We start from the raw sequence: 21,792 nt of genomic DNA on the forward strand, positions 1-21,792 counted from the left end.
TCACTTCTTCGGGTTTTATCAGGCCTAGCTTTCGTGTCTATTCCGAAAATATCCTCCTCTTGCGCATGAACTATTCCACTAGAAATAAGAAGGATTAATACCCCTATAAACCTGTGCTTTATAAGGCTCACTAATACTGGGCATTTAACAAAAAAAGATGAGTGTCTACTGTTGGTCATGGGTAGTTATTGATTTACGTAGTTTCCTTGTCGGTTGCTGCCTAAATTTAAGTAATTCAACTTGTATCTTCACGGCATCCATTATTATTCTTCCATTGAAGAATTTACAAAACGAAAAAAAACCCTCCAATTAATTAGAGGGCTTTGGGAAGTTATTTTTACCAATTTAAGTATTAAGCACCGTCGCCTTCCTCTTCAGGAGCTCTTGCGCTTGTTTTTTCAGCGATCAATGCATCAACTTTCGCTTTTACTTCTGGATCTGCTTTCATAGCTGCATTTACCTTATTATAAGTAGCAGCACCCAAAACCTCATCGTCTTTGATAAGGGCGATCATTCTTTCCTTGATCACGTCAGAAAGAGAGTTTTTGGTGTCCAGAATTTCTTGGTATTCGGCTTTTTCTTCGTCTGTAATGTTGATCTCGGCGAGCTTGGCATCATCGCCCCAAGCTTCTTTGATCTCATTGTATCTTCCTACATCAAACACCTCATTATCTTTGATCATGCTTTCTAAATCTGCTTGCTTTACTTCCATAAAATGATTCACAGAGTCTTTCATGCTTGCAAATTTTTCGATCTCTTCGTCAGTAACTGCTTCAGCTTCACTGTTTTCTTGCTGAGCTTGTACAGCTACACTCATTAAACACATCATTAACAATGCCCATCCAAATAAACGCTTCATCTTTCTTAATCTTTTTAGTGAATATTCTTAAAATAAACTAAATTCCAATAAAAGGTATTACAGCTAATTAAGCAAGGAAATTACCTTAAAAAACCTTAATTTTTTCACTTAAAAACATTTCTATTGGAAAAAAACAAGTGTTAACTACCTGATAGTTTTATAGTTTTTTAAGCTCCGAGATGGTAGCTTTAGGATCATCCGCATTAAATACAAAACTACCGGCCACGAGGATATCTGCACCAGCATCGATCAGCTTGTATGCATTTCCCATGTTTACGCCACCATCGATTTCAATTTTTGCTTGAGAACCTGAAGCAGTAATGATGGCCTTCAGATTTCGCACTTTCTCATATGTATGCTCTATGAACTTTTGTCCGCCAAACCCAGGATTTACGGACATGATGATTACCGTGTCCAGCTCCCGGATGATATCCCTTAGCAATTCCACATTAGTATGTGGATTAATGGCCACGCCAGCTTTGCAATCCAACTCATGGATGGCTTGGATAGTTCTGTGCAAATGCTGGCAAGCTTCGAAGTGTACTGTTATGGTTTCTGCACCTACTTCCTTAAATGCTTCTAAATACTGATCAGGATTTACGATCATCAGATGGACATCAAGGGGCTTTTTAGCGTGCCCTTGGATGGCTTCCACCACAGGAAACCCGAAAGAAATATTGGGCACAAAGACGCCATCCATAATATCGACATGAATGAGATCTGCCTCTGAATCATTTATCATTTCAATTGCTGATTGAAGATTGGCAAAATCAGCGGCCAGCACCGATGGGGCAATTAGGGTATCCATAGTAACAATTGGGGTTAACTCGTACAAAATGAAGCATAAAGAAAACAAAAAATATGCAAAATCAGGACTACATGGACAACCTTTTCAAAATTTACCACCAATAGTTACTTAATGATTATCTTATGTCGCTCGATATTGAGTCCCTCCATTAGCTGCACAATATAAAAGCCACTGGTTATTTTAGCTATTTCCACTTCGTATGGAACATCGTTGGAAGTCCTGACCAATTTGTCCTGATTGATCACTTGACCGCTTTTATTGATCATGGTAAATTCACATGCCTTTTTACTGCCAAATTGGATAAAAAGTTCTTTACCATCGGTCGGATTGGGATAGATCTTGGTGTTGGCTACTTCTGGCCTGGCCACGACATCGAGGATTTCCCCATAATAGGCCAATTCAAAATCAGGAATGCCATAGCCAAGCTGACTGTCAGGATCCTTAAATTGACTGCTGCTCTGTAAAATGTAATGGATAAGTTGGTCTTTTGTCCACTCAGGTCTTCCTTGCCACAACCCTGCCGCCAAAGCCGAAATCTGAGGGGCAGAAAATGAGGTTCCGTTTGCGGTACTGGTAGTGTTAGCACCTTGCCATAGCCGTACCCCCCTGCCCAGGGCGACTACATCCGGTTTGATACGTCCATCCGCTGTCGGCCCTACCGAGCTGAAACTTGCTTTGGTGAGGTCTTTACTTACTGCACCCACTGATAAGATGCCATCCGCATCCGCCGGAGCTGAAATGGTCATTTCTGAGCCACTTCCTTCGTTACCGGCGCTATTTATTACCAGAATTCCCCTTTCAGCAGCCATGACAGCTCCTTGTGTGATAGTGGCTGTTTTGCCATCCAGGTCGGATTTGGTGTAATCCATGGACGATTCAGTGAACGTAGCATAACCAAGGGAACTACTAATAATATCCACTCCCAAACTGTCTGCAAATTCTGCAGCCCTTACCCAGTTGTATTCTTCTATACGATACTCAGAGGCCACATCTTCTGTGATGCACAAGACATAATCGGCATCATACGCACCCGCCACGAGGGTACTGGCATCATTTGATGCAATCAATGACAGCGCGGCTGTACCATGGGTTTCTGATCTGTACACATTCTCCGACCACGGCATGACAAAATCCCTGGTGGCGAGAATCTGATTATTGTCAAAGAGATGCTTCATCCCTCCTATCTTATCTGTATTCAAGAACCCACCATCAAAAACGGCTATGGTCACTCCTTTTCCAGTAAGTCCTTCTGCATGCATGGCGGGAATACCGATCAGGTTATTTTGAAATGCATAATCTTCTTCGTCGTTGGTTTTGGACAATAAACGAATGCTAACAGGATGATTTAGGATATTGGTTTTCTGTTCTTTACCATCTGTATAAAAACCCTTCGCAATCTGTTCAATGCCCTCTTCTTTTATAAAGGGAAGCTCTTTTATAGCGGAAATCTGCTCATCTGTGGCCACGACAATGGAAGCATTCATCCACTTACTGCTGTACTGTACATTAATGACAATATCCTTGACAGCATCAACATACTTTTGGGATACGGGCAGATCAGTGCTGTCCAATACCACTGCATTGCGCTCACGTCTTGCGATTGCTTTCTGGCTTAAAAAAGTAGCTGGTTCGTCTAGATGATAAATTTCTTGCGGCTTATACTTGTAATGAATCGCATACCTATCCTGCCCTTTTACCGCAGCTGCAGAAAGGATGATTAAGCCGACAGCAGCGATAAATTTCCTAATATTGTCCATTATTGATCAGTTTCAAATGAGATAAACGACCATTCTCAATTATTTGTTCGCCGAGGCAGTCATTTCTAGAGCAATAGGTCAAATTTTCACTATATTGCTCTACCAAGCCTACTCCTTTGGCATATATTTCATAGCGATTGTCCCTGATGGTTATTTGGTCATCTTCCTTTTCCTGTAGCACTTTTACGACAGCTTGGTAAGTGTTGCCATTTACCTCATAAGCTCCCGTTTGTTCCGAGGAATATAGATCTTCTGCTTGGGAATTATAAACATTGGAATCCCAGGATTTTTGGACTGATGGCGGAAAAACCAATGGTACGGTAGTAATATTTTCACTCGATCTTAAGAGGGCACTCTTTTTTACCTGCAAAGTATATACCGAATGGTCTAGCCAAGTGGATTGGTCATCTGATTTTTCTCTTATGACGCGATAAACCAGGACTCCTTCTTCATCAATATAGCTGTCTGCAATAATATCCCGATAATAAAAAGTGGATGTCTCACTATCTCCTTCACCAAAATACACCGTTTCTTCCACCGCATATACCCAAAAACGGGATACTTGTAAAGGCATATAATCATGCCCCAATTCTGTCGGTGCTGTACCGTCGGACTGGCATCCAGTGATAACTATAAATAGAAAATAATGTAGAAACTTCCTCATTCAGTTCTTTTTCGCCACGTTGCAAAAATACAATTTCCCTTGATATCTTCATGATTGTTACCTCAAAAAAGATTATCGAATGAAACTATTCAAGGAAAAAACTGTCAATTTTCCTTTCCACGACCGTCAAGAACTTTTTCCTTGAGGCAGTTTAAGTCTCATTTTTGGTTCAGTGTGGCCGGGGTTTAGAAATCGTGGCTTTTCTACTTATCTTTGGCTCGGTAAAAACAAAAAAAAGAAAATAACAGACAAGAATGGCCCTCAAGACATTTGTAAAGATCAGCACTGTAAACAACCTTAGTGATGCGCGATACTGTGCAGGCATGTATGTAAACCTTATGGGATTTAACATGGAGGAAGGAAATAAGGATTACATGGCTCCAGAGAAATACCAAGAACTGACAGAATGGCTATCCGGATTAGAATATGTGGGCGAATTTGAGGCTTCCCATCCCGACGGCATTTTGGAAACTGTCAAAAACTATAAGGGTCTAAGTTACCTTCAAGTAAATGAGGAGGCATTGCTGCAAATGTTGGTCAACACGTCCTATAAGCTTATCCTAAAGCAAGAAATACAATCCCTTGGTGAGTTGGAGAATCTCGTGACCAAGGCCCAGACTTATCAAGAAAATGACGTTTTGCTATTGCTCGAATCTGAGAATTTGGAACTTAATGGAGATGCAAGCAACCTGGTAAAAGAAATTGCAGAAAAATGCGAGGTCTTACTTGGTTTTGGACTAGAGGCTAACACGGTCGAAAATGTGCTCAAGGATACAGGTGTAAAAGGAATTGCCATCAAAGGAGGCGATGAGATTAAGCCTGGTCTCAAGGACTTTGATGAATTAGCAGACATTTTGGAAGCATTGGAAGAGGAAGATTAACATAATATAACTATTGTTTAATCCAAAGGCTGGTATCATCGAAGTTGTGAACTGGATGATGCCAGCCTTCTTTATTGAATACCTTCCTGAAAATAAATTTTAGCCTCAGTTCGACTCTATAATCAGGCTTGAAGGGTTGGTTTAGATGTTTTTTTAGAACGCTCCCCTGAAAGGGGGACTTCATCCAACCCAATGAAAGATCAAGCCATATTTCTAGAGGCGGATTCAGGTTTCCATTCATGTGGGATGTCGCCACGAAGTTTTTTGGAATAGGAGCCAAGTGCACGGCCCCCCTATCAATCTGCTTCGGGCCTTTGTGGCAGAAAAAGTCAAGTCACCAAGACACGAAGTTTTTGATTTGTATAAATCAACACCCCCTGTTGTTTCGACAGCTGTGCTGCGGAACCACGAAGGATCTACTTCGACAGCTAGGATTTTTTAAATCGAAAAGAGGTTTTTATCTAAGTCCATTCCCCGATCAGCTTTTATTTGACCGTTAATTTTAGTATGTTATAAATTGTATAAACCATTATATTGTATGAAAAATAGCATTTTCCTTCTCTGCATACTTTGTTTTATGTGTACTGCATGTGGTACGGATGACATGGAGCCAGAAGCCATGACTAAAAAGGACATGAAAGATGATACGATCAGTGGTGAGGTCGCCTATTTGGGTGACTTTATGAATGATGCGCATCCCACCAGCGGTATCGCTTCCATTGGGAAAAGTGAGACTTCGCTAAACTTCACGGACTTTAAAACTGATAATGGGCCGTTACTGGAAGTATACCTGGCCACTGATAAAGAAGCTTCTGATTATATCACTTTGGGTGAGTTAAAGGGCATAGAAGGGGATTTTTCGTATAGCATACCTAAAAATGTAAATTTGGACAAACATAAGTATGTGCTGATTTGGTGTGTAGACTTTTCGGTGAACTTTGGATACGCAGTACTTGAGATGCCATAACGGTAGCCAAGTCGGTTTATGAACATTTTCAAAAAAGCAACCATTACAATCAGGGAAATCGTTTTTAAACTATCAGTGAAGTGATGTCAGCCTGAGCGGACCTATCTGTCCGCCAAGTAGAGTCGAAGGCTAGACATTATACCTCGACTCCGCTCGGTCTGGCACCATATTTCTTGAATTGAATAACACCATTAGCTAAAACCAATTTCCCTGCCATTACAATTAAAAAAATCAACATACTGGCGTCCGACTAAATTTCAAATATGATCAAAAACTGTCTCTAAATAGAAATTGGAGGGTTTTTATTCCAATTCCTAAAATGACCCCATCCCCTAAAGGGGATTTAGGGGTGAAAAAAGTTGATTGTTTTTTCAATTTGACGATTGTTTTCTTGAACGCCGGTAAAATCAATTCACCATTTTACCTTCTTTTACCAACTCCTTTTTTATCCCGGTAAGAAGGTCATCTTGACCAAGTTCCTTTTTAGCTTTGCTCAGTGCTTTTAAGCTGGCATATTGGATAACATTAACAATATTGGCTCCGGTAAGCTCATATTTTTTGGCAAAAATGGATAGATCAAGGTCTTTGGCGAGCTTTGCCTTTGGTGGGATATTTTTTTCCCACAGGATAAGTCTTTCTGCCGCCACAGGAAGGGGAAACTCAATGATACTTTGAAATCTCCTAGTAAAAGCCATGTCGATATTACTCTTGAAATTGGACGCTAAAATCACCAGCCCAGGATGATTTTCGATGCGTTGTAATAGATAGGACACTTCTTGGTTCGCGTATTTGTCATGGGCATCCCGCACATTGGTTCGTTTCCCAAAGATGGCATCCGCCTCATCAAAAAACAGAATCCAATCTTTATTGGCTGCCTTGTCAAAAAGGGATGACAGGTTTTTCTCTGTTTCCCCGATGTATTTGGAAGTGACCAGTGAAAGATCAATTCTGTAAACATCCTTTTTGGTGTATTTTCCCAATAGGCCTGCCGTAAGTGTTTTACCAGTACCGGGAGGGCCAAAAAACATCACACGATAACCTGGTTTCAATCTTTTGTACATTCCCCAGTCATGCAGTAACGCATGCTCATGCTGGAGCCACTCTTCTATTTCTTGAATTTGGTTTAATGTTTTTGAATTTAAGACAAGATCATCCCATTCCAATTCGGTATTGATCAGTTGCGCTGGAAAATTGGAACTTAATTTGGGCTTACTGATACGCTCAGTGGTAAATAATTCAGCATATTCTCCGTCTAGCACCAATGCACCTGACCAGTGCGGTTCATTTCTGCTACTTTCTTCAAGGAAAATGATCCCTTTCTGGAATAGAAAAGATGTATTGAAAAGCGATAAATATCTTTTTCGGGTATTGGCGTCATTGCCTGCCAGAATGTACAGCGCAGTTTCCCCCGTGGGAATGATTCCGCGATGGTTTTTTGCTTTTACACCGCCAAACTCAGGAAACTCCCCTCCTTTTGGGAAGTATTCTTGAATGATACGATTAAAGAAACCAGGGTCTATATGTGGAACCAGTGCCAAAATCAATAATAACAACTCTTGGTTTTTGACTTGGTTGTCAAATATAAACTTGCCCAGTGCTTCATTCTTATTGAGGTGCAAGTCCATCTGTGGTTTCTGGAGCTGTTTGACTTTGCCCGTTTCAAAATCCATGCGGGCACAAATGGCAATCTTTAAAAAATGGAGTAATTCATTCATGGGTTGAGGTTGTAAAGTTATAATGTTTCAAGGTTTGCAAGTCGAATTGTTTAACTGGTCCACCGCCTGTGGTATGTACCAAACGAGCCTGTCTGGTGCCAAACAGGCTTGTCTGGTGCCAAACAAGGAGGAACCACGAGGCAGTCTTGTTTCAAGAAAAGGAGATTGCTTCACTCCGTTTCTCTGCATTCACAATAGCCTGCCGCGATACTTTCGGGGACGTAACCGACAAGGCACCTAATTTGTACCTCTCGCCTTTAATTTCGTCCTTCATTTGTACCTTTCATAGGCTCGTTGTAGTTTGACATCATAATGATTTTGGGCATAGGCAGGGCCATTATATCCTCTTGCGAATTTTGCCCAATCTTTTTGCTTCAGGTACCTGATAAGGTTGTTGGTCTCAAGAAACCTCCCAAAGGCATTCAAATGCTCCCGCTCATGTTTTTGCATCCTTTGCACAAAATCCGTCACGGAAGAATAGCCAAGGTTTTCGGCATGATACCCCATGATCTGAAAGGCTCCCCAAGAGGCAGCTGAATAAGCCGCATCTTCAAACTCAGGCTTTCTGTCGATATTAATTGCTTTTTGCAATCGATCATATTCAGCACCTCCTCCTTTGTAATGGTTACGGGTCCATTCTGGATAGAGCACATTGCTCGTTTGCTGATTATAGTAAGCATTGGGATCGATTCCTCTTTGTTTCAGCTGTCGCCAAAATACATGTCCCTCAAAAAGGATTTTTGCCCTTCCATCAGCCAAAAAGCCTTTGCCACTACTTTCTACTTCATTTACAGCTTTTACTGTAGCCAGTTCCAGGTCATATTCCTTTCCGAAGGTTATCAAGTCCTGTTCAGCGAGTAGTTTGCTGTTCTGTTTGAGTACGTCAGGGTTTTGTTCCAGCAATTTACTCCAGGTTTTCAGTCCGACGATTCCATCTACCACCAAATCATTTTTCTGCTGATAGTCCCAGATAGCATTATGGGTATCCATTCCAAAATAATTGGAAACATAGACTTGATAGCCCAAGTCTGACAGGATTTCCTCCAAAAAACGTACTTCAGGTCCTCGAGAACGGTATTTGATGGTTTTCATAGTTTCAGGATGTTTGGTTTTCGATGAGGTTCTTGTAATGCTTTGCTTTGGGAAATTCCGGCTTGATTTCCAAAGCCCTTTCAAATAGCGATAAGGCTTCATCATACTGGTGCAAACTGCTAAGAATAACTCCCTTTTCAGTTAAGATATCCGGATTTTCGGCATCGTATTTTAGTATAATATCGAATTGTTCCAAGCCTTTTTGGGTATCTCCTTTGGCAAGATGGTTTAAGGCTAGATAGTACCGGAAGTCAGCATGATCAGGAGAGGTAGCCAATGCCCTCATTAAAGCCTTTTCTGCTAGCCCATGATTCCGGAGCTGAAATTCACATCTGCCGATCTGAAACCAAATTTCTGGATTTTCACTTTTGGCGGAAGTAGAATACAACAGCTCCAGTGCAGGTTCAAGGTCCTTTTGAAGGATCATTAGCTTGGCCAGTTCCATGAAATTCTCAGGCTTGGGAGCCAGCTGGACTACTTCATTCCAATAGGCCCTGGCATCTCCCAAACGGTTTTGGTGAGCTGCTAAACGCGCCAAACTGACCCAAGCACCCAATGCCTTAGGGAATCTTTTTACGGTATTTTGGTACTGCTTTCGGGCTTCTTCGAGTTTGCCCTGCATCGCTAGCGCATTTCCTGCATTTACCATATAACTGGACTTTTCTTCCAGATCAATGGCTTTTTGGAAAAATGACAGGGCTTTGTCGAAATCCTGCTGCTGATGATAGTACAATCCCATGTTATTAAGAAGAGATGTATTTTCCGGATGAAGCTTGTACGCTTCTTCATAGCAGGAAACCGCCTGGTCAAATTTTCCATTAAGGAAATACCTGGCTCCCTGATTGTTAAGTTCGATAGCTCTTTTGGTTTCCATAGTAGTAATTTAAGAAAATATATCGTTTTTAACATCGCTGGCGAGTCCTTTCGCCATGTCCACTACATCTAAATCGGGATAGATGACTTCAATATCATCGAAGGACATATCGAAAGCTTCCCCTTCTCTGTAGTGAACCGGAAATACCACACCAAACTGAATGTCTGGTCCCCATTCATACGAGGCAAGATTGTGACGCCACGTCTCAGAAATAGAAAACCATCCGATTCCCAGACTGGCCCGGGCAAAGGCATTCAGGTCGAAGGTGAATTTCGGATTGACCGTAACCCGTCCTTCCGCATCCAAGGCCAAACCAGTCTGGGGACTCCAATTGACATCTACTTCTGCGGCAGCCTCACCTTCCAATCCCAAAGAGCCCGCTAGCTCAATTCCCCCTGTCAAACTGGCAATACCGATACTCACGCCTAAGCTCAAGTCACCACGCAAGGTCAATCCTGCATCTGCCGGAATAGCAAATTCACCATGGCCTGTCACCGTAGTTTCTTCTTCCCGTTCAGGGTTATAAGTAACCTCCGCAGACATATTACGCAGTTCCCCGGGGCCAAATCCTGCGGTAAAATCCAAACCACCTCCAATTTGCGCCACCAAGCCAATACTACGTGGTCCCAGCGGAATGGCAAACAAGGGAATCTCGATGGTAGGAACCGTGAATAGATTGCGGTTTACCTCTCTTCTGCTGAATACCTCGTAGCTGTCAGCAGCCAATCGGGCAGTGACTTCTATTTCTCCTTCTGGTGTAAATGTGACTCCGGCGGTAGCCTCCAGCCAAGGGGTCAGCTGTAGCGTCAGGCTGCCACCCCCATATACCCGCATGGTATCGTCAGGTTCGCCTGTAGGCTCTCCATCCTCGCCGATGGCACGATTGGTGGCGCCGACCTCAATGGTACCGCTGAGCATGCCCCGTTCGTAGGAAGCGCGCCCCTCAATGGTCAGGGCTCCGTTATCATAAGTGACCGTCAAGCTGGAAGAAATGCCCGGAATATCCGGCTGGGCCGTACCGGAAACGAAAACACTGTATTCTTCCGCTCCGGATTCCTTGGATACACGGGCCTCTACATTTCCTCCAGAGATTCCCGGAATGTCACTGCTCAGGTCAAAATTACCACCAATGGAAAAGCCCTCTTCCCCGTATTCGATGGACATGGAGCCACGCTCAATACCCGGAATGTCCAGTTCAGCTTCCCCTGTGGCACTGAAAGTGTTTTCACTATAGGTGGCATTGATGGTCGCACTTTTAACTCCGCGGACTTTGCCTTCGGGAATTTCTATGGTTCCACCAATCGTCCAAATATTATCCCGGTAAGCAACATCAATTTCCGCATTGTCAAAAAGGTTAGGGTCGAAAGTAAAATTCCCTTCCAGCTCAAGACCACCTGAGGTTGATGCTGTAGCACTTATATTCCCATCTCCTACTTGATCAATGCCAAAATCTGTTTCTCCAGTTAATCCTAATCCATTTTCAGTGCTGGCAAAAATCGTTAATGAGGTATTGGATATTTCAAATGGAGGAGGGACATTAATTTGTTCAATTGGAAAGGTCTTGGAAACTCTTAACTCACCATTGGAAATAAAGAACTCAATCGGATTCCCTTCAAAAACCGGAATACTAGGTAAAATATGTCCATAGACCTCAATGCCATTTGGAGTTAGCTCCAATTCAATGATGTCTATTGGACTGGCTTTCTTAACACGGAGTCCATATAAACTGAATTTTACAGATTGTTTACTAATATATCCAGCATATTTTGATCCAATAAAGCGATTAACAGGTATCACTTTGTCTTCAGACCAAGGATGCCAGGTTTTATCACTTGAAGGTATATTTACAGAAATACTTCCCAAGGATTCTGTATTTTCAACCCCTTCTCCCGAAGTGTTAAATTGTTTATTTGTTATTCTAAATGGATTACCCAGCCATGTTCTCTCATTACTTGTCAAGGCTGTGTCGGCTCCGTTCCAAACAAATTTCTTTCCAAGACCACCAGCTTCACTGGGAAATATCCGAACCTCTCCTTCTCCTCCAATGTCCGCAAGATTAGCAACTTCTATTGCATTGAGATGTTCTCCTGACTCAATTTGTTCTTTTTTCCAATATTCATTTTCAGTAATCTCTCCATTACCACTTAAAGCTTCTGCTTCGTTGAAAACAAGCGTATAATTATTTTTGAAATGTCCATCCCCTCCTGGATATTCCTCTCCATGCCGCTCTCTAAAGCTATCTAACTTTTTCGTGATTTTGCTTTTTATTGTTGATCCACTTGAACTGTTCTTTGAAGAATCCAAAAGCTCCATATTTAACATAGTATTTGGCCAAGTTTCATTTCCCCAATTGGCCAATTGCAATTCTACAATATGATCAACATCAAATCGTCGATAAGCTTTATCTTTTCCCCATGTTGGAGTGGACAACTCCATTGCAACGTCGTCTATGTTACCTATAAAAGTTGGAGGTACATTCCTACCTGTTATATTAGCTTGGAATACATGAGTAGTATTTGGTGTCGGGGGAGTATGATGATGACTTTCATACAATTCATTAAGCTGAGATACAATATTTGATTTATCTATTTCAGGTTTCCAAACTCCGCTTCTCTGATTAGTAGTTCCTCGGGTATAGTTGTTCTTTCGTTTTAATGGCTTTTTACTGTTATAAAGTGAGCTTCGATGCTCCAATAATTTAAATCCAGGAACCGGTATTTTATCAAAAGTTATGGTCTTGGCTGTTTCATCTATTATTCCCGTTTCTAATTCCATTTCTGGACTCTCTCCATCCTCCCCTTCCTTCTGCACCATTTTACCTTGCACGGCACTGCTGCTTCCCTGCTGGATGGTGTGGGTCAGCTCATGGGCCAGAAGATGCTGTCCTGACGGGCTGCTGGGATTATACTTTCCTTCGTTGAAATAGATGTCATTACCATGGGTAAAGGCCTGTGCACCCAGATCACTGCTCATCTGTACTGCTGAGCTGTCTGTGTGGATGTTGACTCCGCTAAAGTCTGCTCCAAAACCACTTTCCATGTTGGATTGGGTGTTCGTATCCATCGGACTGCCTCCACTGCTGGATTTTATTTGGCTTTCGAGTTGGGGAATTACGGAATTGGTATGCTCGGACTGGGCTTGTACATTTCCTTCATTGGGATCATCGTCATCACTGGCAGCGGGGCTTTTCTGAAGTTCCTCGTCATCCTGCATTTGGAGCTCCTCTTCCTCTTCTTTTTCCTGTACCTGTTCTTCTTCCACTTGTGCCTGTACCACTGGCGTGACTGACTCTGCGAGCGGTTTTTCCTGTATTTCCGGCTCTCCGCTTCCTTCTTGCTGCATTTCTTCTTCCTGCTGGCTTTGAATCGGGGTATCGGCGGTAGTAGCGACGGGGACATCGTTTATACCGTTGACTACCTGATCGGCCATCTGGTCAGCTTCCATTTCGTATTTATCCCCAGGTTGACCCACGTTCAATTTGGCCTGAAAGAAATTTTCGGGCTGCTTTTGAGCAGGATTGCCTTTGGGTTGATTCGTTTTGGAGCTGAAGTGTTTCATCTAATGGACGTTCGATTTTTTCGGAGAAAATTATTCACTTGGGGAATGTTTTACAGGTACTGTATTGGTGTGGAAAGGATTACTCTTTTTTGTGTCCAGCCCCGTAGTAAAGGGCACAAGATTGCCTAAAACCCGTAGGTAACCTATTGCTCCTTTTTGATGATTGATAGCCGGGAATGCCAATGTAAACTGATACCTGGATTCTGGTGCGAAATTGAGGGTAGTCTGGTTGACCACTTCGGTTATATCACATTGGTTTTGATTATAGGTTACCTTTTTGACGACAAAGGAAAAGTCCCGTTCTGGATCCAGCGACCGGTTAAGATTAAGCAAAAGCACTGGCACCTTATCTTCCATTGGGATCACATTTTGTTCTTTGTCGATCCATTCTATTTTTAAGTAATATAAAGGGTTGATTATTTCTAAAGGAGCCTCACTGATATAGTTCAAGGTAATTTCTAATGGACGAGATTTTGGGTTCCAAAACACCTCTTCAGCAATCACGGTAAACGCTCTTTTATTTCTTGGTTGCGCTGAGTCTGCTTGGCCAAGTATTTCTTGGAGAGGGATGTCAATGGTATTTTTCACAATTGTGTTCATAGTATTTTTATAAAAGCTAATCCAAACAATGACATATAAATATACGGTCAAGGTATTCATTCACCGTACTATTTAAGTACACAAAGGAGGGCAGGATGGCCATCTGTTTGCCTTTGCGTGATGACAGATTCTTCTGATCATGGGATTGAGAATTTCCCTTTCTGCACTATAGGTTGGCCCGGTACCTCTTGGCGCGCCATGATCTCCTCCCACTAGCACCAAAATCTGGTTCAGCCAATTGGTTTGTGCGTCGCTCAGGGCAGTTAAGTACGTTGGGCTTACCCTTATCATGAGCTCTGCAAATCCGGCATTGGGGGCAAAGTGCTTGGGAATAGTGACGCCTTCAATCGCTGTTTCTAAGGGAGTGAGTACTGATGGATCGATCAGTGCATCCCTGAACTTTTCAGCATGTACTCTTTCATGGGCCACTACCGCAGATTCCATAAACCAGTTGCCTCCTGCCAACGTCAAGCTGTTCATATCATTGATTTGATTGCAGTAATTGGCTGCAGTAGCATTACCTCCTGGTCCGGTCACCTCAGACACACCTGGAAGAAGACGTGTCTGTAGGCTATAATTTCCCGTAACACCTACTATTACTGGTTGCCATACTGCCCCATTGTCAATTACCTCAAGGTTTACCTGGACATTTTCAGGAAATGTCAGTCCCCAAACACCCGCCCCGAGTGCTCGTGATGGTGCTGCTCCAGGCTGCGCTATGACATTATCAAGGTTAATAGGTGCGTTGGCAACTACCGGTAACGGGGCTGGATCTACATCCTGACCGCGGTCTCTTTTATCCAAAAAGTCTATCGTATTGGTTCCTACAATACCATCCACTTTGATCCCTACATCTTCTTGAAAAGCTTTGACGGCACGTTGCGTCTCATCACCAAAAGAGCCATCCACACCAAAACGAGGTAGTGGATAATCAAGCCCTACAAGGGCATTTTGGATCATGGTCACATGAGTACCGTTACTTCCGGACTGTACGGTTCTGAAATTGTCAAAGGTGGATTCCAAAATGGCATTTCTAGAAAACCTGCTGGTAGCAGGAAAGTCGTGCCCATCTCCTAACCTGGCTTGGATTTTTTTTTGTACCATTCCTTTTTGCTGGATGGTATGGGTAAGCTCATGTGCCAACAGGTGCTTTCCTTTAGAGGAATCAGGTTTGTATTTTCCTTTGTTAAAGTAAATGTCATGCCCATGAGTGAATGCCTGTGCACCAATTTTGCTACTCATCTCCTCCGCTTTCTTATCCGTGTGGATATTGACCTTGCTGAAATCTGCCTCAAAACCGCTTTCCATCTCGTGTTTTGTAGCTTTGTCCAATTGACTTCCCCTTCCCTTACTTTCTCTTAAGGTGCCTTCTATACCTTGGAGGGCTCCGTCTGTTTTGGATTCGAGCTTCTCTTCCTCAGTTCTCTGTTGGAGAGAATTTTCTTTTTCTACCTCCTTAGCCTTTAGCGGCTCTTCACTGTCTTCTGTGGCCGCCATTGTAGCCTCATCCTTTTCACATTCTGCGCATTTTGATTGCACGGTTTCTTCTTCCTCTGCCTTTTGGACTGGTTCTTCCATTTCCTCATTGGATTTGGTTTGTAATGGTTCCTCCTCTTCCATTTCCTGTTTCTGGACTTTGTTAATGGTTTCTGCCAATGGTTGCTTTTGTACTTCTTCTTCCTCTCCCGCTTGCGCCTGGATAGGCTCTGATGGATTTGATTTAGACACTACCTGATCGGCCACGGCATCTGCTTCTCTTTCGTATGGGTCACCTGGTTGTCCCATTTCCAGTTTTGCCTGGACACCAAAAAAATCTTTGGGTTGGTCATCTGCTTTTTTGAAAAGCTGGTTATTGTTTTGCTGGCCGGCTATATTTTTCTTCTTTAATTCTCTCATGGCTGTTTACAGTTTTTCTTTCCCAATCTATTTCCGGAAACATTCCGCTCTGTGCAATATAAATCTACCTCATAAGTAACCCAGTATTTATATTCGGTTGATCCATAGCTCCTTCATAGGATTTACCAAGGAAATTGCCAGCTTATGCCCACTCCACAAAGAGCAATTGCTTTTTCCACGGGAACTTTACCAGTCCGATATTCCAAGGCAACCGATCCAAGAGGATATCCTGCGTTTTGCGTTCAATGATCAACTTATGGTAGTTTCCTTGTGTGACCAATTTTCCTTTCCTATTAAGGTATTCCGCTCTCAGGGTATTCCCCTGTGTGTTTTTTAAAGCTGTCCAATGTCCTATCGCCGCTTCCAACAATTCTTCTGCGGCACCTTTCATCTTTTGGGATAAGGAAACCTCCCTTTCCAGAGAAGTCTCCAGTCCTACATTACAGCAGTACTTTTCAAATACCATTTCCTGTTCAAAGGCATTCTCCTGTTTGGTCGCTAAGTAATGCAATAGGTGTACTGCCTGGGTTTTGTTTTGTATATTTTTATCCTGATCCAATAGATTGGTGGATTGAAACAATTGACAGATGAATGGATGTAAGAGCACCAAACCCGCCTGATCTACATGGATTCCTTCGGAAAGCCTGGCCTCATCTGTTTCGGGAGTAGAAGGAGCGGGCTCTTCCTCTTGCCTCTTTTCTTCGCTAAGCCTCTCCCTCACCGTAATGTTATCCTTGGTCTCCCAAAGCTGACCTAACTGATTTATCAAGTCCTTTTTGTTAGTTTCAGTTGTCGATTTATCAATTGAATTGTTTTTTTTAAGCTTTAAACTGTTGTAATTTGATTTAAATTGGCTAAAGGTTCTTGGGTTACTCCAGCTTTCCTGATGGTGAAACTGACTCGCTGTAAGTACGATTTGGTCTATGATGCGGAAAATCATCTCATGACTTTTTGGATGTTCCTCCATGCCTATCTTCCAAAGATGCTGTGCATCGTCTATATAATTTTTGTCAAAATAGGTCTTCGATAGCGCTCCGAATACCATTTGCCAAAACGCCATCCTAAACTTACTTGATGAAAAGCTATTGACTAAAGTTTTATAAAATTGAACAAAAGTTAATTCACTGTTGTAATTAATCAATTCATGGTATATTTTTTCCAATTGATGATTAGAAAACTGGTAAATTAGCCGTTTAAGGATAATGGGTTGATGGACGATGCCTCTAAGGAAAACTTGAAGTTTAGGTTTTTTAATGCTCTCTTTTAAAGAACCATCCATTGTATTCCAGTCAGAAAAAAACAACACTTTTTCATTCTCCCTTAGCCACCATGGCCTGTGACCGTGTTCCAATATATAGATGATCGATTCCACCGTCCGTTGACTCGGAGTCATGTTTGAGGGAGCATCTTCAGATGGCTTCTTCCTACCGTCCAATGCATTTAGCGAACGAGCTCGATTGACCATGCTATCCTTGGTGACTGGACTGGACAGGATTTCTCTGTTCCATTGCTGTAGTTGCTGCTCTACCTGCTGCCGAAATTGGTTCAGAAGATGATCTACAGCCAGCATATTGGTGGACCGTCCTAAGGAATCAAATATCCGTTTGGTGGTATGAAGCTGGATAGTGAGCGCTGGAAGCTGCAAATGATTTCCCTGGAATTGTTGCTCCAGTTCATTAAAGTATTCCTCCAGTAGTGGAAATAGCTCTTTTTGGACAAATACTGCGATTTGATTTTTAATACCAAGCGCTGTTTGCTGATCGTCAATATTGAGCTGTACCAGTACTTTATGAACAATATGGTTGGTCAGCGTGCTCACTGGCTAAGGATATTTGCTTGTTCCCGTATTGCTTCCAAAAGGAAAACCACTTTTTCAAAGGACGATGAGATCTCTTCATAAAAGGATAGCATGGTATTTTTGGGATCCCAGTTAACCTTGCTTTCTGCCAGTAAATTGAAATCATTGGTGATTTTATCAGCTGTTTCCTGTAAAACCTTTACTGATTCCTCCAGGATGCTTGGCTCCTGACATTTCAATACCAAATAGAACAGACGAACGTAATCTCTATATAAATCCTTCATTGGGACATCAATTGCCCCATCTCCACGGTGCATTTCACGGAGGTAAGAAACCAAATTGGTAAACTGCTTATCGAAAATTCCCTGCAAGCTACTATTAGCATTTCCTTTTTGGAATTCATCAATTTCTCCGGTGATTGAATTCATCACTTCGACTGCCTCCTTCATGGTATCCTGACCCCAACGGCCCATTTCCTTAAACTGTTCCGACTCGATAAATTCATGATGCTTACGGTTCATTGCTTCGACATTTGCTTTACCAAGGGATAGGCAGTTTTCCTCTAGCGTCACCGTAATTTCATCAGAAGAAGCGACCTCGCATATATTGTCGAGATTGGCCTTCACACTTATCCTTATAGATGATATACCTGGCTGGAACGTCTGACTATAGCTGGGTTTATTGGTGGATTCCTGTTCCTGACCATCAATGATCCATTGGTATTCTTTGGCTGAATTGGGTGGATTGGTAATGGTGAAGGTTAGCGTTTTTCCTTCATTAGGACCGTGATCTTCAGTTTTTGTATCGATAAGCAAAGTAGGTTTTTGGTAAACCCTGACCACCAAATCCACCGCTTGGCCATTTACGGTAAAATCAGTGATGTCTTTTCCCAGTTGACTTTGCGGTACTGTATTGGGGGCAAACACAAACTTCCCTTCCTGACTGGTCGTAACACCGGTACCTTCTACTCTTCCATCCTCCGGTACCACGTCAAAGGGAACTGGTGTACTTTCCCTGCCACGGCAGAATTCATTGGGTTCGAGGGCCAAATCAACAGTGTCATCGATAATAATATGGCCAATTTCAAGTTCTTCCGTCACAGTGCGTGGACATGTGCCATTTTCGGGAGTGACCGTTAGTGAAACCGTTACGGATTTAACCTCTTCGGGTAAATCGTAGGTATGACTAGGAGCTTGATCCGACGAGCCATTGTCATCCCCAAAATCCCATTCGTAAGTCGCCCCATCAAAAGCTTGTGACGGTTCGAACTTAACCTCTAGGCCGCTTATTGCTGGCTGCTCAGGCAATTTGATGGTAAATAGCGGCGCTTCGTGCACGATAAGCCGGGAGTCCGTCGGTTCACCATTGACCGTAAAGCTTATGGGTTTTCCGATCATGTCAGCTTCGAATGCTTCTGGATCGATGCTGATAAACTGTCCAGAGATCACCACCCCAGGTACTTCTTCTTCCACCTTTACAGTAGCATCTTTTGGTACCACCTCGAACGAAATTGGATCCTGCTCCAAGCCCAAACAATATGTTTCTGTGCTAAGATTAAGAAACACAACTGGTCTTGGCACGATAAAATTGATGGGGTTACAGTCTGAACAGCAGCGGTAAGGAAGCATAAAATCCGCTACGACTGTCTTGTCCTTCAACGTGCTCTTGTAGTCTTTTCTATATCCTTTCACAAGTCTTGTCCGATCCATAAAGGATTCCTTGGAAACTTCTCCGGCCTTGATCATTTCTGCCAATAGGGCGTCATATTTCACAAAATCTCCTGAACGAACTGACCGCTCCTTTTCCTCCTCCATTGCTTTTAACAACGCAAGCCTCTTGCGCTCTTCCAGGTCTTTTGAACTGGCCTTTGCTACATCCTCGATTGCTTCTGGGGCATTTGATTTGTTGCTTGAAGGGCTGGAATAATAAACCATCACAAAGGTTCCGCCTTTGCTCACTCCTGCCCTATGGTCAAGTCCCGGATGATGTTCTACAAATTTGTGGAGCTGTAATTCCTCCAAAATATTCTTTTTTCTGACATCTATTTCTTTCCGTAGTACTTCCAGCTTTTTATCTGCACAGCAAATAGAAGAGAAAAATATAGCTTGTGCCTGAAACTCTGTCTTGTACTGTTCTCTTATCGATAGTTTCTTCACGCCTCGCCGAAATTCCTTTAGTTCATTGCACAGACGATCGATCGATTCACCATAATCTTTTAGATAATTGTCCTCCAATTCACTGAGCCTTTCGGGAATTTTAGTTCCAATAGCGATCGTACTGGCGATAATGTCGATTGGCTTGTCCACAATCGCTTTCCTCACCGCATCTGTTAGTTCAATGTCGCCAATGTAATGTTCTGCTTCTTTTTGGGCCTGTACCTTAAATTGGTCTGATGTGAGGATGCGGTCCTCGTTATCTTTCAGTACTTTTTCGACCACCATTCCAAATTTCCCTTCTTCTGCCACGACATTTTTCGAAATACTGTTCCAATAATCCTTCTTACTATCTGTCTTGCGGGAATCGGTTCCGCTGAAGAGCTCAGGATAGTATTTTGCCGCTTCCCTGTAGTTGATTGTTCCTTCTTCTATCATCTTTAGGACCTTCTCCGTTTCTCTGGAGTGGGATACTACGATTTCTTTACTTCGAACCGTATCCTTTGTTCTTTTGGATTCATCGACCACTGTCTTTTCATCTACAGGTTCTTCTGATAGTATATCGCCTAATTTCATGTCGGTGAAGTACTGGGATATTTTACCGGCAATACAGGCCAGTTCTTGGTTCCAAGCTTCCAGGAGGACCATAAGGTCTTCAAACTGACATTTATAATCCTCCATGCGGATGTTTTCTATTACTTCATTTATGGAGAGGATCTTTACATCGAAGTCTAAATTGTATCGTTGAACCATATCATTTAGCGCAATCAGCGCTTGGTCTGCGATCTTTCCTTGGTGTCCTTCGATCCGGTAAAAGTCCACTTCTGTTAAGTCATATTCTAGTGGGGTCAGGTTTACATTTTCTTGATTTTCTTCTTTATGGTCATATTGGAGGATTTCCTCGGTTTGTCCACGCTGCCGCTTAGCAAAGCTCCAGTTATCCAATAGGCTTCTACTGGGGTTATAGTAATATGGAATGGCCATTTCCCCTAGTTTGCCCCTAAATTTGGAAGGGGTGATCTGTATGGTATATCCCGTTGTCTGGAAAGCATTCAACATGACATTCAGGCGGTCCAGGAGGGATTGGATGTTTGTAGTGGTGCTAATGTCACCGGTGATGGGAGACTTATAAAAGCGGTGCCGATACTGTTCTGCCTGATTATTATTGCCCACAAATCCAAGCAGCAAATGCTTAGGAAAAGCAGTGATGTCAGGTAGACATGTGGCATTGAGTTCAAACAAGGTCTCGATGAGCTCATGATATGTTGCAATGACATCCCGAAGCCAGTCGTAATGGTATTGGAACGGATTGACCAACTTGGTGCTGGGTTGTTCCATAAAAAACTTGAGGCTATCTACCTTCAGGTTCGCACCGAGCAGGCCAGCAATGGCGTTAAGCCCATCGGCCAATTTCTCGATATCGGTGGCTGTTATGGAATCGTAATAACTGTTTTCCAGCCTTTGGAGAGCTTGGGTATTGGAGGTAGAAAGCAATACACGTTTCAGTTTGATTTTAGCCAGTTGACTGTATATTTTCTTGGCATTTAGCTTTTGGTAGACATTATCTTCTGAGAGCAATCGCTGGGCACCTTCTTCATCGGTGAGAAGGACCCGTAGCCTTGCCACTTGTTCCACTCCTTGATTGTCACAGTCTATTCCACTGCACATATCTGCTTCCTTGGAGAAGGTCTCCAAATAGAGCACAACTATCCTTTCATTCAGGTTCTCAAAATCAGCTAGCGGTGTATCCGTCTCTACACTTTTTGATTCAGGAACTATTTCGAACAAGGAGATCTGGCTGTCATCGTCTTTGGTGAATTTGGTATAGTTGCCATTGAGGTCTTCGAATGCACGATAAAAAGTATAGTCAACAGCCCCTGTCACCATTTCCAGACCGGGTTGCTCAGGATCATTGGATTCCTGGAGCAACTTGAGCATATCTCCGTCTGTCGTCACGCCGATTCCCTGTGTGATCCTTACGGTACCGCTGTAGGGACGGCTCACGTTAAATCCACATACAATGCCGACCCCATTTAAAAATACACGCGTCAACCTATCCTGATCCTCAAAAAAAGCAATGGATTCATTAAGTTGCGTATGGGTCAGTACCTGATCCACCTTATAGGTGCGGTACTGTGTGGTTAAGGTACTTAGTTTATTAGCCATGACG

At 42.8% G+C, this 21,792-nt stretch carries 14 protein-coding genes; 2 read left to right on the plus strand and 12 right to left on the minus strand.

The genetic code is table 11. The features are described from left to right. Positions 1-352 precede the first annotated feature (352 nt). From FKX85_RS15675 to FKX85_RS15690, 4 genes are all read right to left on the minus strand, one after another. Positions 353-817 (minus strand): hypothetical protein, encoded by a 465-nt coding sequence (locus FKX85_RS15675; RefSeq protein WP_229239648.1) that lies wholly within the window; start codon positions 815-817, stop codon positions 353-355. A 199-nt stretch (positions 818-1,016) separates the two neighbouring features. Then, a complete protein-coding gene (gene rpe, locus FKX85_RS15680; RefSeq protein ID WP_141615635.1) occupies positions 1,017-1,667 on the minus strand; it encodes a ribulose-phosphate 3-epimerase in 651 nt (216 codons plus the stop codon). Positions 1,668-1,771: 104 nt separating this feature from the next. Then, positions 1,772-3,424, minus strand: coding sequence for a S8 family serine peptidase (locus tag FKX85_RS15685; RefSeq protein ID WP_141615636.1), 1,653 nt, complete (start codon positions 3,422-3,424; stop codon positions 1,772-1,774). After that, complete coding sequence (locus tag FKX85_RS15690) at positions 3,411-4,088, minus strand: hypothetical protein (RefSeq protein WP_141615637.1); 678 nt, start codon at positions 4,086-4,088, stop codon at positions 3,411-3,413. Before FKX85_RS15690 ends, FKX85_RS15685 begins: the two co-directional genes overlap by 14 nt. Positions 4,089-4,342: 254 nt before the next feature. Between FKX85_RS15690 and trpF the strand changes: the two genes are divergently transcribed. Then, on the plus strand, positions 4,343-4,969 hold the full coding sequence (trpF, locus tag FKX85_RS15695; RefSeq protein WP_141615638.1) for a phosphoribosylanthranilate isomerase: 627 nt from the start codon (positions 4,343-4,345) through the stop codon (positions 4,967-4,969). A gap of 538 nt (positions 4,970-5,507) precedes the next feature. After that, on the plus strand, positions 5,508-5,936 hold the full coding sequence (locus FKX85_RS15700; protein WP_141615639.1) for a DM13 domain-containing protein: 429 nt from the start codon (positions 5,508-5,510) through the stop codon (positions 5,934-5,936). Positions 5,937-6,343: 407 nt separating this feature from the next. Here the strand turns inward: FKX85_RS15700 and FKX85_RS15705 are convergent, their stop codons facing one another. From FKX85_RS15705 to FKX85_RS15740, 8 genes are all read right to left on the minus strand, one after another. Beyond that, positions 6,344-7,651: an ATP-binding protein gene (locus tag FKX85_RS15705; RefSeq protein ID WP_141615640.1), complete on the minus strand. Its 1,308-nt coding sequence runs from the start codon at positions 7,649-7,651 to the stop codon at positions 6,344-6,346. Between the two features lie 270 nt (positions 7,652-7,921). Then, entirely contained in the window at positions 7,922-8,743 is an 822-nt protein-coding gene (locus FKX85_RS15710; RefSeq protein ID WP_141615641.1) for an N-acetylmuramidase domain-containing protein, read from the minus strand. A gap of 4 nt (positions 8,744-8,747) precedes the next feature. After that, complete coding sequence (locus FKX85_RS15715; RefSeq protein ID WP_141615642.1) at positions 8,748-9,617, minus strand: tetratricopeptide repeat protein; 870 nt, start codon at positions 9,615-9,617, stop codon at positions 8,748-8,750. A 9-nt stretch (positions 9,618-9,626) separates the two neighbouring features. After that, the gene (locus tag FKX85_RS15720) at positions 9,627-13,175 is read right to left on the minus strand and encodes an eCIS core domain-containing protein (protein ID WP_141615643.1); all 3,549 of its coding nucleotides are present in this window, start codon (positions 13,173-13,175) and stop codon (positions 9,627-9,629) included. A gap of 30 nt (positions 13,176-13,205) precedes the next feature. Further along, a complete protein-coding gene (locus tag FKX85_RS15725; RefSeq protein WP_141615644.1) occupies positions 13,206-13,775 on the minus strand; it encodes a hypothetical protein in 570 nt (189 codons plus the stop codon). A gap of 72 nt (positions 13,776-13,847) precedes the next feature. Continuing rightward, positions 13,848-15,671, minus strand: coding sequence for an eCIS core domain-containing protein (locus tag FKX85_RS15730; RefSeq protein ID WP_141615645.1), 1,824 nt, complete (start codon positions 15,669-15,671; stop codon positions 13,848-13,850). Between the two features lie 142 nt (positions 15,672-15,813). Then, complete coding sequence (locus FKX85_RS15735; RefSeq protein ID WP_141615646.1) at positions 15,814-17,490, minus strand: contractile injection system tape measure protein; 1,677 nt, start codon at positions 17,488-17,490, stop codon at positions 15,814-15,816. Next, complete coding sequence (locus FKX85_RS15740; protein WP_141615647.1) at positions 17,487-21,788, minus strand: PKD domain-containing protein; 4,302 nt, start codon at positions 21,786-21,788, stop codon at positions 17,487-17,489. Before FKX85_RS15740 ends, FKX85_RS15735 begins: the two co-directional genes overlap by 4 nt. Positions 21,789-21,792 lie beyond the last annotated feature (4 nt).

This window comes from Echinicola soli, assembly GCF_006575665.1.
GTDB classification, from domain to species: domain Bacteria; phylum Bacteroidota; class Bacteroidia; order Cytophagales; family Cyclobacteriaceae; genus Echinicola; species Echinicola soli.

What these genes read in the sequence shown, in the direction of transcription:
- FKX85_RS15715 (WP_141615642.1), bottom strand. Translation starts at nt 9,617, where the DNA reads ATGGAAACCAAAAGAGCTATCGAACTTAACAATCAGGGAGCCAGGTAT.
- FKX85_RS15730 (WP_141615645.1), bottom strand. Translation starts at nt 15,671, where the DNA reads ATGAGAGAATTAAAGAAGAAAAATATAGCCGGCCAGCAAAACAATAAC.
- trpF (WP_141615638.1), top strand. Translation starts at nt 4,343, where the DNA reads ATGGCCCTCAAGACATTTGTAAAGATCAGCACTGTAAACAACCTTAGT.
- FKX85_RS15675 (WP_229239648.1), bottom strand. Translation starts at nt 817, where the DNA reads ATGAGTGTAGCTGTACAAGCTCAGCAAGAAAACAGTGAAGCTGAAGCA.
- FKX85_RS15710 (WP_141615641.1), bottom strand. Translation starts at nt 8,743, where the DNA reads ATGAAAACCATCAAATACCGTTCTCGAGGACCTGAAGTACGTTTTTTG.
- FKX85_RS15685 (WP_141615636.1), bottom strand. Translation starts at nt 3,424, where the DNA reads ATGGACAATATTAGGAAATTTATCGCTGCTGTCGGCTTAATCATCCTT.
- FKX85_RS15700 (WP_141615639.1), top strand. Translation starts at nt 5,508, where the DNA reads ATGAAAAATAGCATTTTCCTTCTCTGCATACTTTGTTTTATGTGTACT.
- FKX85_RS15725 (WP_141615644.1), bottom strand. Translation starts at nt 13,775, where the DNA reads ATGAACACAATTGTGAAAAATACCATTGACATCCCTCTCCAAGAAATA.
- FKX85_RS15690 (WP_141615637.1), bottom strand. Translation starts at nt 4,088, where the DNA reads ATGAGGAAGTTTCTACATTATTTTCTATTTATAGTTATCACTGGATGC.
- FKX85_RS15740 (WP_141615647.1), bottom strand. Translation starts at nt 21,788, where the DNA reads ATGGCTAATAAACTAAGTACCTTAACCACACAGTACCGCACCTATAAG.
- FKX85_RS15720 (WP_141615643.1), bottom strand. Translation starts at nt 13,175, where the DNA reads ATGAAACACTTCAGCTCCAAAACGAATCAACCCAAAGGCAATCCTGCT.
- rpe (WP_141615635.1), bottom strand. Translation starts at nt 1,667, where the DNA reads ATGGATACCCTAATTGCCCCATCGGTGCTGGCCGCTGATTTTGCCAAT.
- FKX85_RS15705 (WP_141615640.1), bottom strand. Translation starts at nt 7,651, where the DNA reads ATGAATGAATTACTCCATTTTTTAAAGATTGCCATTTGTGCCCGCATG.